Annotated in this window: 13 protein-coding genes and 1 tRNA gene; 10 read left to right on the forward strand and 4 right to left on the reverse strand. The window is 68.0% G+C overall.

All coding sequences use genetic code 11. From position 1 onward, the window contains the following. Together K343_RS25285 and K343_RS0107480 are read left to right on the forward strand one after the other, a co-directional pair. On the forward strand, positions 1-124 hold a 124-nt coding region (locus K343_RS25285), incomplete at its 5' end, for an ExbD/TolR family protein (RefSeq protein WP_043112297.1). A 392-nt stretch (positions 125-516) separates the two neighbouring features. Continuing rightward, entirely contained in the window at positions 517-1,782 is a 1,266-nt protein-coding gene (locus tag K343_RS0107480; RefSeq protein ID WP_028007535.1) for a D-amino acid dehydrogenase, read from the forward strand. Between the two features lie 28 nt (positions 1,783-1,810). Here K343_RS0107480 and K343_RS0107485 read toward each other — a convergent pair whose 3' ends face one another. Both K343_RS0107485 and K343_RS0107490 read right to left on the reverse strand, forming a co-directional pair. Beyond that, positions 1,811-2,776 (reverse strand): pyridoxal-phosphate dependent enzyme, encoded by a 966-nt coding sequence (locus tag K343_RS0107485; RefSeq protein WP_051278037.1) that lies wholly within the window; start codon positions 2,774-2,776, stop codon positions 1,811-1,813. A 226-nt stretch (positions 2,777-3,002) separates the two neighbouring features. Beyond that, a tRNA-Leu gene (locus K343_RS0107490) sits at positions 3,003-3,087 on the reverse strand. A gap of 84 nt (positions 3,088-3,171) precedes the next feature. On the opposite strand from K343_RS0107490, the gene rnr reads away from it, so the two are divergent. The 8 genes from rnr to alr all read left to right on the forward strand — a co-directional run bounded on the left by rnr (position 3,172) and on the right by alr (position 11,047). After that, on the forward strand, positions 3,172-5,535 hold the full coding sequence (gene rnr / locus K343_RS21310; RefSeq protein ID WP_051278038.1) for a ribonuclease R: 2,364 nt from the start codon (positions 3,172-3,174) through the stop codon (positions 5,533-5,535). Beyond that, on the forward strand, positions 5,532-6,227 hold the full coding sequence (locus K343_RS0107500; protein WP_028007537.1) for a YiaD family glycine zipper/OmpA-like lipoprotein: 696 nt from the start codon (positions 5,532-5,534) through the stop codon (positions 6,225-6,227). The genes rnr and K343_RS0107500 overlap by 4 nt, the downstream gene beginning before the upstream one ends. Positions 6,228-6,381: 154 nt before the next feature. After that, entirely contained in the window at positions 6,382-7,137 is a 756-nt protein-coding gene (gene rlmB / locus K343_RS0107505; protein ID WP_028007538.1) for a 23S rRNA (guanosine(2251)-2'-O)-methyltransferase RlmB, read from the forward strand. Between the two features lie 195 nt (positions 7,138-7,332). Further along, positions 7,333-7,740, forward strand: coding sequence for a 30S ribosomal protein S6 (gene rpsF / locus K343_RS0107510; protein ID WP_028007539.1), 408 nt, complete (start codon positions 7,333-7,335; stop codon positions 7,738-7,740). 3 nt (positions 7,741-7,743) lie between these two features. Continuing rightward, entirely contained in the window at positions 7,744-7,974 is a 231-nt protein-coding gene (gene rpsR, locus K343_RS0107515; RefSeq protein WP_020648393.1) for a 30S ribosomal protein S18, read from the forward strand. 12 nt (positions 7,975-7,986) lie between these two features. Next, entirely contained in the window at positions 7,987-8,448 is a 462-nt protein-coding gene (rplI, locus tag K343_RS0107520; RefSeq protein WP_028007540.1) for a 50S ribosomal protein L9, read from the forward strand. A gap of 110 nt (positions 8,449-8,558) precedes the next feature. After that, on the forward strand, positions 8,559-9,935 hold the full coding sequence (gene dnaB / locus K343_RS0107525; RefSeq protein ID WP_028007541.1) for a replicative DNA helicase: 1,377 nt from the start codon (positions 8,559-8,561) through the stop codon (positions 9,933-9,935). Beyond that, positions 9,932-11,047: an alanine racemase gene (gene alr / locus K343_RS0107530; protein ID WP_028007542.1), complete on the forward strand. Its 1,116-nt coding sequence runs from the start codon at positions 9,932-9,934 to the stop codon at positions 11,045-11,047. The genes dnaB and alr overlap by 4 nt, the downstream gene beginning before the upstream one ends. A 52-nt stretch (positions 11,048-11,099) precedes the next feature. Here the strand turns inward: alr and K343_RS0107535 are convergent, their stop codons facing one another. Together K343_RS0107535 and K343_RS0107540 are read right to left on the reverse strand one after the other, a co-directional pair. Then, the gene (locus K343_RS0107535) at positions 11,100-11,771 is read right to left on the reverse strand and encodes an FHA domain-containing protein (protein ID WP_028007543.1); all 672 of its coding nucleotides are present in this window, start codon (positions 11,769-11,771) and stop codon (positions 11,100-11,102) included. 19 nt (positions 11,772-11,790) lie between these two features. Beyond that, on the reverse strand, positions 11,791-12,612 hold the full coding sequence (locus K343_RS0107540) for a Stp1/IreP family PP2C-type Ser/Thr phosphatase (protein ID WP_051278039.1): 822 nt from the start codon (positions 12,610-12,612) through the stop codon (positions 11,791-11,793). Positions 12,613-12,618: the final 6 nt, after the last annotated feature.

Below are 12,618 nucleotides of genomic sequence, written 5' to 3' on the forward strand. Positions count from 1 at the left end.
GCAGCCGGAATTCCACATCCGCCCGAACCGGCTGGTCGAGTACAAATACGTGGCCGCGGCGCTGGCCGACGCCCAGCGTCTGGGCGTCACCAACATCGGGCTGGTCGGTAACGAACAGCTTTAGGGAGGGTCTGAAGAAGCTCATACATCGTCGTTGCGAGGAGCCGCAGGCGACGAAGCAATCCAGCGGCGCGCCACGCAATGGGCGTCTCTGGATCGCCACGGCCGCAGCACGGCCTCGCGATGGCGAGCTTTTCAGACCTTCTTGGTTTTAGCGGGACGGGGGACCCGGTGCTGCGGGTTTCGTTGCGAAGGAAACGGGGCCCGAACGGCGGCTCTCGCAGCGCAAGGTTCTCCGGCCCCATTTTGATTCGGTGCGGCGCCCGTTGCGCCGCTCCTGCAGCAGGGCGGCGCGCTTGTGCGGCCTTGCCGGCAGGCGTGCGATGCACGGCGTGCGCGGGCTTGCGCGCTGCCGGTGACAGCTGATCGTCGGCGTCGCGGCTTGCGGAGTGTCGAATGAAAGTGATCGTGATGGGCGCCGGAGTGATCGGCGTGGCTTCCGCCTGGTATCTCGCCAGGGCCGGGCATGAGGTCGTCGTACTCGAGCGCAATGCCGGCGCGGCGCGCGAAACGAGCTTCGGCAACGGCGGGCAGATTTCGGTGATCCATGCCGAGCCGTGGGCGAATCCGGCGGCGCCCTGGAAGCTGTTGCGCTGGCTGGGCAAGGAAGACGCGCCGCTGCTGTTTCGCCTGCGCGCCGATGCGGCGCAATGGTCCTGGGGGCTGAAGTTCCTTGGCGAATGCACCTCGGCGCGCACACGGCACAACACGGTCCAGCTGTTGCGGCTGGGCCTGTATAGCCGCGAAAGCCTGCAGGCGCTGCGTGCCGAGACCGGCATCGAGTACGACCACCTCGAGCGCGGCATCCTGCAGTACTTCACGAGCGAGAAGGAATTCGCCAAGGCCGACGGCGGTGCGCAGCTGATGCGCGAACTCGGCTGCGAGCGTCTGCTGATCGACGCCGACGAGGCCGTGCGCATCGAGCCGGCACTGGCGCAGATTCGTCCGCAGCTGGTCGGCGCGACGTACAGCCGCGCCGACGAGTCGGGCGACGTGTATCTGTTCACGACCCGCCTCGCCGAGCGCTGCGCGGCGCTCGGCGTGCAGTTCCGCTACGGCGTGCGCATCCAGCGCCTGCATGCCGAGGGCGGGCGCATGCGCGGCGTCGAGTATGCCGACGAGAGCGGTGCGTATCAGGTCGAGAAGGCCGATGCCTACGTGCTGGCGCTCGGCAGCTTCAGTCCGCAGCTCGCGCGCACCGCCGGCGTCGATCTCGACATCTTCCCGGTCAAAGGCTACTCGGTGACGCTGCCGGTGCTCGAACCGGCGCTGGCGCCGACGGTCTGTCTGACCGATGAGGAGCACAAAGTGGTGTTCTCGCGTTTCGGCGACCGTCTGCGCGCGGCCGGTACGGCGGAGATCAACAGCTATTCGATGGAGCTGAATCGCGTGCGCTGCGAGGCCATCGTACGGCGCACGCTGGACGTGTTTCCCGGTGTCAGCCGCGCCGAGCTGGCGCAGTACTGGACCGGCCTGCGGCCGTCGACGCCGAGCAACGTGCCGTACATCGGCCGCAGCAAGGTCGAAGGCCTGTATCTCAATACCGGCCACGGCACGCTGGGCTGGACGCACGGCTGCGGCTCGGGCCGCGCGATCGCCGACATCATCGACGGCCGCCAGCCCGACTGCGATTTCGCGTTCTGCGGCACGGACCAGCCCTAACCGCTGCCGCGTCCAGCGGCTTGGTGCGCTACCAGGGCAGGCGATCGAGATCGACGTTGCCGCCGGTCAGGATCACGCCGATGCGGGCGCCCTGCAGGTTCAGGCGTTCGCGGTTCTCCAGCAGTGCGGCGAGCGCCACCGCGCTGCTCGGCTCGACGACGATCTTCAGGATCTGCCAGATCCGCCGCATCGCCTCGACGATCGCGCTTTCGCTGGCGGTCGCGAAGTCGTCGAGCAGCGCCTGCATGATCGTGAAGCCGTGGGCGCCGAGCGTCGTGCGCAGGCCGTCGGCGATCGTGTCGGGACTGCCGTCGCGCAGCCGCCGGCCCTGCCGCCACGAGCGGTAGGCGTCATCGGCGGCCGCCGGTTCGGTGGCGATGATGCGGATGTCCGGGCGCAGCGCGCGCGCCGCGACCGCAGTGCCGGCCATGAGCCCGCCGCCGCCGACCGGCGCGACGATCGCGTCCAGACCGGGCACGTCTTCGATCAGTTCCGCGGTCGCGGTGCCCTGTCCGGCGATCACCAGCAGGTCGTCGTGCGGGTGCACGAGGCGCGCGCCTTCGCGCGCGACCAGTTCGGCGGCCATCGCTTCGCGCGCCTGCAGCGTCGGCTCGCAGAACTGGATGCGGCCGCCGAGGCGCCGCACCGATTCGATCTTGGCCTGCGGCGCGTTGCTCGGCATCACGATCCAGGCCGGCACGCCGCGATTGCGGGCGGCGAGGCTCAGCGCGGCGGCATGATTGCCGGATGAGTGCGTGGCGACGCCGCGGCGCACGTCCTCGTCGTCGAGCGCGAACACCGCGTTGTGCGCGCCGCGCGCCTTGAAGGCGCCGATGCGCTGGAAATTCTCGCATTTGAAATGAAGCTCGGCGCCGAGCAGCGCGTCGAGCTGCGTCGAATGCAGCACCGGCGTGCGGTGCACGTAGGGGCGGATGCGCGCGGCGGCGGCCTGGATGTCGGCGTAGCGGACGGGAAGGGCGTCGAGCGGCGTCAAGGCGGGTTCCTCATGCGGGCGGATGCCTGGTGTACGCAGCGAGCATGCCAGCAGCGACCCGCATCGGGCCGCCACGCGGCCTTGCTGATGCGGCCGGCATCGAGCGCAGATCCGGCGCATGCCGGCCAGAGGAGTCGGGCGGCCGGCAAAAAACGACGGACAACAAAAAACCGCGCCGAAGCGCGGTTTTCTGCGTACGTTCCGGAAACCTCCCAGAACGCTACAATGGTGCCGAGAAGAGGACTCGAACCTCCACGGTGTTACCCGCCAGTACCTGAAACTGGTGCGTCTACCAATTCCGCCATCTCGGCATTTGAGCGGCTGCGCCTCCGCGTTTACAGACTTGCGGATGACGTCAAGGGCGCGCATTGTGGCGACGCCAACTACCTTTGTCAATGAAAAGAACGAAGTCCAAGGACCACTCCAAATCGGCGCACCGCGCCGCCCAGCCGGGCACCGCCTGGCAGACACAAGATGCCGAGTACGCGCAGGAACAGGCGCGCTACGCGGATCCCATTCCCAGCCGCAATCTGATTCTCGAGACGCTCGCCCAGCACGAGGGCCCGCTGACGCTCGACGAACTGGTCGGCGCGTTCGGGCTCGGCAAGCTGTCGCAGCAGGAGGCGCTGTCGAAGCGGCTCGTGGCGATGGTCCGCGAGGGCCAGCTGGTCGCCAACCGGCGCGGCGCCTACGGGCCGGTGACGCAGATGAATCTGATCGCCGGCGTGGTGCAGGCGCACCGCGACGGCTTCGGCTTCCTGATCCCGGATGCCGGCGGCAAGGACGTGTTCCTGGCGCCGCGGCAGATGCGTTCGCTGATGAACGGCGACCGCGTGCTCGTGCGTGTCGTCGGCCTCGATTACAAGGGCCGTCCCGAGGGCGTCGTCGCCGAGGTCATCGAGCGGGTCAGCCGCAGCGTCGTCGGGCGCCTGCACGTCGAGCGCGGCGTCTCGTATGTCATCCCGGACAATCCGCGCGTGCAGCAGGACCTGCTGATCCCGGCCGATGATCTGGCCGGCGCACGGCACGGCCAGATGGTCGTCGCCGAGATCGTCGAGCCGCCGGGCAACCGCACGCTGCCGGTCGGCAAGGTCATCGAAATCCTCGGCGAGCATCTGGCGCCGGGCATGGAGATCGAAGCGGCGATCCGCGCGCACAGCCTGCCGAACGAATGGCCGGACGCCGTCGAGCGCGAGGCCGCGGCGATTCCCGATACGGTGCAGCCGGAGCAGATCGAGGGCCGCGAGGACCTGCGCCAGCTGCCGCTGATGACGATCGACGGTGCCGACGCCCGCGACTTCGACGACGCGGTCCACGCGCGCCGCGAACGTCGTGGCGGCTGGACGCTGTGGGTCGCGATCGCCGACGTCTCCGCGTATGTGAAGCCGGAATCGCCGCTCGACAAGGAAGCGCTGCGCCGCGGCAATTCCGTCTACTTCCCGCAGCGCGTGATTCCGATGCTGCCGGAGAAGCTGTCGAACGGCCTGTGCTCGCTGAACCCCGAGGTCGAGCGCCTGTGCATGGTTTGCGAGATGCGCGTGATGCCGGACGGCGAGGTCGCCAAGTCGCGCTTCTACGAAGCGGTGATGCGCAGCCACGCGCGACTGATCTACGAAGACGTCGCGGCCATGCTCGATGAGCCGGCCGGCGAGCTTGCGCAGAAGCGCGCGACGATCGTGCCGCACCTGCAGGTACTCGACGAAGTGTTCTCGGCGCTGTTCGCGGCGCGGTTGCGGCGTGGCGCGATCGACTTCGAGTCGACCGAGACGCGCATCGTGTTCTCGGGCGAGCGCAAGATCGACCGTATCGTGCCGGTCAAGCGCAATCGCGCGCACCGGCTGATCGAGGAATGCATGGTCGCCGCCAACGTCGAGTCGGCGAAGCTGGTCGAGAAGCACAAGCTGCCGAATCTCTATCGCGTTCACGAAGATCCGGATGCGATGAAGGTGGGCACGCTGCGCGAATTCCTGGCCCTCAAGGGCCTGAGCCTCGGCGGCGGCGACAAGCCGAAGGCCGGCGATTTCGCGCGCGTGCTCGAGCAGGCCAAGACCCGGCCGGACCTGACGCTGATCCAGACCGTGCTGCTGCGCACGCTGATGCAGGCCCGCTACAGCCCGGCCAACGTCGGGCACTTCGGCCTGGCGCTGACCCACTACGCGCATTTCACCTCGCCGATCCGCCGTTATCCGGACTTGCTGCTGCATCGCGCCATCAAGCACGCGCTGATCAAGCGTCGTCTGCTGCGCCGCAAGCCCGACTTCATCTACGGCGCCGAGCAGATGGAAGCGTTCGGCACGCACTGCTCGATGACCGAACGCCGCGCCGACGAGGCGACGCGCGAGGTCGTGACCTGGCTCAAGTGCGAATACATGAGCCACCGTGTCGGCGAGGAGTTCGACGGCATCGTCAGCGGTGTCGCGCCGTTCGGATTGTTCGTCGAGCTGGAGGGTCTGTATGTCGACGGACTCGTGCACGTCGCCACGCTGAAGAACGACTACTACGAGTTCGACGATCGTGCGCACCGGCTCAGCGGCAGCCGCAGCGGCATGAGCCACGGGCTCGGTGATCGCCTGCGGGTCAAGCTGGTGCGGGTCAATCTTGACGAGCGCAAGATCGACCTCGAACTGATCCGTCAGATCTCGAAGGCGCCGGCCGCCCGGCGCGGGCCGCGTTCAGATTCGCTTCAGCCCCAGGCCAGACAATCGCGGCCGGAGAAGTCGCATTCGAAGCCGAATTCCAATCCGAGGAAACGTCGATGAAAACTGTTCGTATCGCCGTGCTCGCCGCGGTGACCGTCACGCTCGCCGCGTGCGCGACCGATGATCCGAACCGCCGCGCCAAGACCGGCGCCGTGATCGGTGCGGTCGCCGGCGGCGTGCTGGGCAATCAGGTCAGCCATGCCCGTGGCGCCCCGATCGTGGGTGCGGTGATCGGCGCGATCGCCGGCGGGGCGGCCGGCAATTACATGGATCGCCAGCAGGCGGAACTGAACCAGCAGCTCGCCGAGGAACAGCGCAACAACGAGTTGCAGATCACCAAGCTGTCCGACGGCTCGCTGAAAGTCGGCATCGCCAGCGATGTGAGCTTCGATCTCAACAGCGCCCAGCTCAAGCCGGAGGCGCTCGATACCTACGCCAAGATCGCCAACATCCTGAAGTCCTACGACAAGACGGTGATCCACGTCGTCGGTCACACCGACACGACCGGCAGCGATGAGTACAACATGCGCCTGTCAGCGAGCCGCGCGAACTCGGTGGCGACCTACCTCGCCAGCCAGGGCGTGCCGAGCCAGCGCATCCGTCAGGAGGGTCGCGGCGAGCGTGAGCCGCTGGTGCGCACCGCCGACAACGTCAACGAGCCGCGCAACCGCCGCGTCGACATCGTCATCAAGCCGGTCATCGAAGGGCAGGAGCAGCAGGCCTGGACGCCGCCGCCGTATCTCGGCGGCTGAGCAGGCGTCTGCGCCACGAAGAAAGCCCCGCCGATGCGGGGCTTTCTTCGTCGTGGCGCCCGGCGTTGTCCGCCGGGCGCGCCAGCGGATGGTCGCAGCGCGGCGCGCGAATCTGGGACAATGCCGCCCTGATCGGCAACACAAAGAGCGGCACGTGGCGAAATCGACATTGATCGGCGGCTTTCATGCGGTTCTGGCGGCGCTCGAAGACGCGCACGACAAACCCTTCGAGATCCTGCTCGCCGATACCCGTAACGACGATCGCGCCCGCCGTGTGCAGGCGCTGGCGCGGCAGTACGAGGTGCGGCTGCGCGTGGTGCCGCGCGCCGACCTCGATCTCAAGGCGCCCGAGTTGCGCCATCAGGGCGTGCTCGCCTACGTGCCGGAAAAGGCTTTCGATGCCGAGGACGCGCTCTATCAGCCGGCCGAGAAGGACCGCTGGTTCCTGGCCCTCGACGGCGTGCAGGACCCGCACAACCTCGGTGCCTGCCTGCGCACCGCCGAAGCCGTCGGGGTCAATGCCGTCATCATTCCGAAGGACCGCAGCGCCAGCCTGACGGCGGCGGCGCGGGCCGCCGCCGCCGGCAGCGCCGAGCGCGTGCCGCTGGTCGCGGTGACCAACCTCGCGCGTACGCTGGAGCGCCTGAAGGAACTCGGCTACTGGACCACCGGGCTGGCCGGCGAAGCGACGGAGACGCTCTACGAGGTCGACCTCACCGGTCCGACCGTGCTGGTCATGGGGGCCGAGGGCGAGGGGCTGCGGCGCCTGACGCGCGAGACCTGCGACCGTCTCGTGAAAATCCCGATGCAGGGCAAGACCGAGAGCCTCAACGTCTCGGTGGCCACCGCCGTGTGCCTCTACGAGGCGTATCGGCAGCGCCATCCGCCCGCGCCGCGGCGCCGCAAGTAGCCACGAGCGCCGGCTGTCGGGGCGCCGGGCGCCGGGGCGGGGCGTCGATTTCATTGCGCCAGCGGCACGATTCCCCTAATATGCGCGCCCCTCGTGCCATTCCGGTGCGGGGTTTCACTTGCTCCACCGTGACGCCGCAGCTGCGCCGGAACGGGGAGCCGCACGCAGAAATGCATGCGTCCACAAGGAGATGCGATGCGTCACTATGAGATTGTCGTCATGGTGCATCCGGACCAGAGCGAACAGGTTCCGGCCATGACCGAGCGTTACAAGAACATGATCCAGGCCGGTGGCGGCCAGGTTCACCGCCTCGAAGACTGGGGTCGCCGCCAGCTCGCGTACCCGATCGCCAAGGCGCACAAGGCCCACTACGTGCTGATGAACGTCGAGATCAACGACGCCACGCTGGCCGAGCTGGAGAACGCGTTCCGCTTCAACGACGCGGTCATCCGCAAGCTGGTGATCCGCGCCGAAGCCGCGGCGACCGAGCAGTCGCCCCTGTTCAAGGCGCCGGAAGAGGAAAAGAAGCCGGGCGAGTTCCGCTCGCGCGGTACCGACGCCGAAGGCGCGACCGAAGAAGCGAACGCCGAGGAAGGAGTCTAAGCCATGGCACAGCAGTTCTACCGCCGCAAGAAGTCCTGCAAGTTCAGCTCGGACAACGCGCCGAAGATCGACTACAAGGATCTTGCGTTGCTCAAGGGTTACATCGGCGAGAACGGCAAGATCGTGCCGGCCCGCATCACCGGTACGCGCACGCGCTACCAGCGCGAGCTGGCGCTGGCGATCAAGCGCGCGCGCTTCCTGGCGCTGCTGCCGTACACCGACAAGCACGTGTAAGGGAGCGAGCCCATGGAAGTCATTCTGCTCGAGAAGATCAAGAAGCTCGGCGACCTCGGCGAGACCGTGAAGGTCAAGTCCGGTTTCGGCCGCAACTACCTGCTGCCGCAGGGCAAGGCGCTGCCGGCGACGGAAGCCAACCGCAAGGTGTTCGAGGCCCGCAAGGCTGAGCTGGTGAAGAAGGCCGGCGACAGCATCAACGCCGCCAAGGCCCGCGCCGAGAAGCTGGCCGGCCAGACGCTGACGATCAAGGTGCTGGCCTCGGAAGAAGGCAAGCTGTACGGCTCGGTCGGCCCGGGCGAGATCGTCGAAGCCGCCGAAGCGGCCGGCCTCGACCTGAAGAAGAGCGAGATCGACATGATCACCGGCCCGATCCGCGCGATCGGCAGCTACGAGATCGCGGTGCGCCTGCACACCGAAGTCGAGACCTCGCTGACCGTGGTCGTCACCGAGGAACGACAGCAGTCTCGCTAAGACGCGATCCGCTTCGTGCTTCGTGAAACGGCCCGCCTCGCGCGGGCCGTTTCGTTTCCGTCGTCCCGCGGCCCCGTCCCGGCCGCATTCGCTGCATAATCTTCAGCCCGATGAGCACCCCTCTGAAACTCCAGCAGCAGCCGAAGGCACCGCCGTACTCGGTCGAGGCCGAGCAGTCGGTGCTCGGCGGTCTGATGCTGGAGAACCGGCATTGGGACGATCTGGCCGACAAGCTCAACGCCGAGGATTTCTACCGCGAGGATCACCAGCTGATCTTCCGCGCGATCGCCGAACTGGCCGGCAACCAGAAGCCCTGCGACTTTGTCACGCTCGCCGAGCATCTGAAGGCGCGCAGCCAGCTCGAAGCCGCCGGCGGCCTGGCCTACCTCGGCACGCTCGCCAACGACACGCCGAGCGCGGCCAACGTCCTGGCCTACGCGGAGATCGTCCGCGAACGGGCCGTGCTGCGCTCGCTGGCCAGCGCCGGCGGCGAGATCGCCGAGCTCGGCTACCGGCCCGACGGGCGCTCGTACGCGGAACTGCTCGATCTGGCCGAACAGAAGGTCTTCAAGCTGCGCGCCAAGGCCGATCGCACGAAGAACGACTATTACGCGATGCCGGGGCTGATCGACGCGCTCGAGAAGAAGATCGACATGCTGCGCTCGAATCAGGGCCAGCTCGCCGGTCTGTCGAGCGGCTTTTCCGATCTCGACCGCAGCACGACCGGCCTGCATCCGGGCGACCTCGTCATCGTCGCCGGCCGTCCGTCGATGGGCAAGACGACCTTTGCGCTCAACATCGCCGAGCACGTCGTCATGTACGAGAAGAAGCCGGCGCTCGTGTTCAGCATGGAAATGCCGGCCGAGCAGCTGGCGATGCGTATGCTGTCCTCGTTCGCGCGCATTCCGCTCGGCAAGCTGCGCAGCGGCGAGCTCGACGACCGCGACATGGACCGCCTCGTCTCGCAGAGCGGCTTCCTGCGCGAGGCGCCGCTGTACATCGACGAGACCGGCGCGATGTCGCCGCTCGACATCCGCGCGCGCGCACGACGCGTCAAGTCGCGCCATGGGCTCGGCCTGATCGTCGTCGACTACATCCAGCTGATGCAGGTGCCCGGCACGAAGGACAACCGTACCGGCGAAATCGCCGAGATCTCGCGCAGCCTCAAGGCGCTCGGCAAGGAACTCGAAGTGCCGGTGATCGCGCTGTCGCAGCTCAACCGCGGCGTCGAGCAGCGCGACAACAAGCGTCCGCGCATGGCCGACCTGCGCGAGTCGGGCGGTATCGAACAGGACGCCGACTTGTGCCTGTTCATCTACCGTGACGAGGTTTACAACAAGGAATCGCCGGACAAGGGCACGGCCGAAATCATCATTGCCAAGCAGCGTAACGGCCCGCTCGGCACGGTGCGGACGGCGTTCTTCGGTGAATTCACGCGCTTCGAGAATCTGGCGCAGGGCTACGGCGGCTTCGATCCGGGCGAATGATTCCACGCGTCACGGCGACGATCGACCTCGCGGCGATCCAACACAACCTGCGCGTCATGCGCGCGCTGGCGCCGCGGTCGCGCGTCATGGCGCCGGTCAAGGCGGATGCCTACGGCCACGGTGCGGTGCCGGTGGCGCGGGCACTGGAAGCGGCCGGCGTCGACGCGCTGGCCGTGGCCTGCCTCGAAGAAGCGATGGAACTGCGCCAGGCGCACATCATCGCCCCGATCGCGCTGCTCGAAGGCGTGATCTCGCAGGAAGAAGCCGCGCTTGCGGTCTATGAACGCCTGCAGGTCGTGGTGCACGACCACTGGCAGATCGAACTGCTCGAGGCGCTGCCGGACAGCGCGCAGCTGACGCTGTGGTTCAAGCTCGACAGCGGCATGCACCGGCTCGGTTTTCCGCTCGCCGACGTGCCGCGGCTGCGCGAGGTGCTGCATCGCCATCCGAACTGGAAGCTGGAGGGCTGGCTGACGCATCTGGCCTGCGCCGACGAACCCGGCAGCGAATTCACGCGCCGGCAGATCGAGAGCTTCGGCGCGGCGCTGGCCGGCGTACCCGGCCCGCGCTCGATCGCCAATTCGGCCGGCGTCATCGCCTGGCCGCAGGCGCGCGTCGACTGGATCCGCCCCGGGCTGGCGCTGTACGGCTGCTCGCCGTTGCCGGAGCTCAGCGCGGCGACGCTCGGCCTGCGTCCGGCGATGACACTGGAGAGCCGCCTGATCGCGATCCGCACCTTTGCCGGCGGCGAGAGCATCGGCTACAGCCGCCGCTACATCTGTCCGGAGCGGATGCCGGTCGGCGTCGTCGCGATCGGCTACGCCGATGGTCTGCACCGGGCGTTCCGCAACGGTACGCCGCTGATCGTCGACGGCCGCCGCGTGGCGCTCGCCGGACGTGTCTCGATGGACATGATCACGGTCGACCTGCGCGCCGCGCCGCAGGCGCGGGTCGGCGACGCCGTGCAGCTCTGGGGACCCGCGCTGTCGGCCGATGAAGTGGCCGCCCACGCCGACACGCTGTCGTACGAGCTGTTCTGCGGGCTCACGCAGCGCGTGCACTTCCGCCATCTGCACGGGCCCGAGGACACGCCGGCGTTCGCCGCGCACTGAGGCCGCGGCGGGGCAGGCGAGGGGCGCGCCGCGGGTTCGCGGCCGGGCGCGATCAGGCCGTGAAGAAGCTCATCTGCGTGCCGAGCAGTTCGATCGTGTCGCCGGGCTGCAGCTTGCGCGCCTGCGTGTTGATCTCCTGGCCGTTGACGAGGGCGCGCTTGCCGCCGCTGTCGCCGCCGACGTGGACGATGTAGTAGCCATCGGCGCGGCGCGTGATCGCCGCCACCTGGACGCCCGGTTTGCCGACCGTGGTCAGCGCCTTGGACAGATCCAGCTCCTTGCCGGCGTTCGGGCCGCTGGCGACGCGCAGCTTGCCGAGCAGCGGCTTGGCGGCCGCAGGGGCGGGGGCGGCCGGGCTCTGCAGCTGCGACTCGAAGGCGGCGCCGAGCTGGCCCGGACGCAGGATCATGGTCTTCTCGAAGTCATCCTCGGCGCCGGCGTCCGCTTCATAGCGCAAGCGGTTGCGGCCGATCATGATTTCGTCGCCGTGCGCGAGCGGGTGCTTGCTGATCGCGCGGCCGTTGACGAGCGTGCCGTTGGTCGATTCGAGATCCTCGAGGAACGAATCATGGAGGACGGTGATGATGACGGCGTGGCGGCCGGAGACGGCCTTGTCGTTGAGTGCGACGTCGTTGTCCGGGTGGCGCCCGATGCTGATGCGCTCGCGGTCCAGCGGAAATTCCTGCGACTGTCCGCTGCTGTCGGTGACGATGAGCTTGCCCATATGCCTTCGTGCCTAGAAATCAGAACCATTCCATCAGGCGCTCGTACCAGCGCCGGCCACGCGCGAACGACGCGTCGGCCCTCGCCAGCACGACCGAAATATTGTCTCTGCCCCCCGCATCGTTGGCGAGCTCGACGAGCCGGCGCGCCGCCGTTTCGAGGTTAGCAGTGTAGCGTTCCAGCGTTAAGCGGATGGTGTCGTCGCCGACCATGTCGGTCAGGCCGTCGGAGCACAGCAGCACGAGATCGCCGACTTCGATGGTGTCCTCGATCAGGTCGACCTGCACTTCGTTCTCGACGCCGAGCGCGCGGGTGACGATGTTCTTGCGGACCAGCCGTGTGGCGTCTTCGCGCGAGTAGTGCCCGCGTGCGACCAGCTCCTCGAGCAGCGAGTGGTCGCGGGTCAGCTGTTCGAGCGTGCCGTTGCGCAGACGGTAGAGCCGCGAGTCGCCGACGTAGGCGATCGCCAGGCGGTCGTCGTGCAGCAGGGCGACCACGATCGTCGTGCCCATGCCGGCGCATTGCGGCTGCGTCTGCGCGACCTGGTGGATCGTCGCGTGCGCGTTCTCCAGTGCGCTCTTCAGCAACATGGCCTCGCTGCTGTAGCCGCTGTGCGCGTCGACTTCGCCGCGCCTGAGCGAAGGCCAGCTGCGCTTGACGACATCGAGCACGGTGGTCACGGCGATGCCGCTGGCGATCTCGCCGGCGTTGTAGCCGCCCATGCCGTCGGCGAGCACCAGCAGGCCGATCTCCTCGTCCTCGGCGACCGCGTCCTCGTTGTTGCCGCGTACGCGACCCGGATCGCTGAGCAGCGCCGTCGCGACCTTGTCCTTGAGCGCCATCCGCGC

It is taken from the genome of Solimonas flava DSM 18980, assembly GCF_000426685.1.
GTDB classification, from domain to species: domain Bacteria; phylum Pseudomonadota; class Gammaproteobacteria; order Nevskiales; family Nevskiaceae; genus Solimonas; species Solimonas flava.

Coding starts and splice junctions, on each gene's coding strand:
- K343_RS0107480 (WP_028007535.1), top strand. CDS start 517: ATGAAAGTGATCGTGATGGGCGCCGGAGTGATCGGCGTGGCTTCCGCC.
- rnr (WP_051278038.1), top strand. CDS start 3,172: ATGAAAAGAACGAAGTCCAAGGACCACTCCAAATCGGCGCACCGCGCC.
- K343_RS0107500 (WP_028007537.1), top strand. CDS start 5,532: ATGAAAACTGTTCGTATCGCCGTGCTCGCCGCGGTGACCGTCACGCTC.
- rpsF (WP_028007539.1), top strand. CDS start 7,333: ATGCGTCACTATGAGATTGTCGTCATGGTGCATCCGGACCAGAGCGAA.
- rpsR (WP_020648393.1), top strand. CDS start 7,744: ATGGCACAGCAGTTCTACCGCCGCAAGAAGTCCTGCAAGTTCAGCTCG.
- rplI (WP_028007540.1), top strand. CDS start 7,987: ATGGAAGTCATTCTGCTCGAGAAGATCAAGAAGCTCGGCGACCTCGGC.
- dnaB (WP_028007541.1), top strand. CDS start 8,559: ATGAGCACCCCTCTGAAACTCCAGCAGCAGCCGAAGGCACCGCCGTAC.
- alr (WP_028007542.1), top strand. CDS start 9,932: ATGATTCCACGCGTCACGGCGACGATCGACCTCGCGGCGATCCAACAC.
- K343_RS0107535 (WP_028007543.1), bottom strand. CDS start 11,771: ATGGGCAAGCTCATCGTCACCGACAGCAGCGGACAGTCGCAGGAATTT.
- K343_RS0107540 (WP_051278039.1), bottom strand. CDS start 12,612: ATGGCGCTCAAGGACAAGGTCGCGACGGCGCTGCTCAGCGATCCGGGT.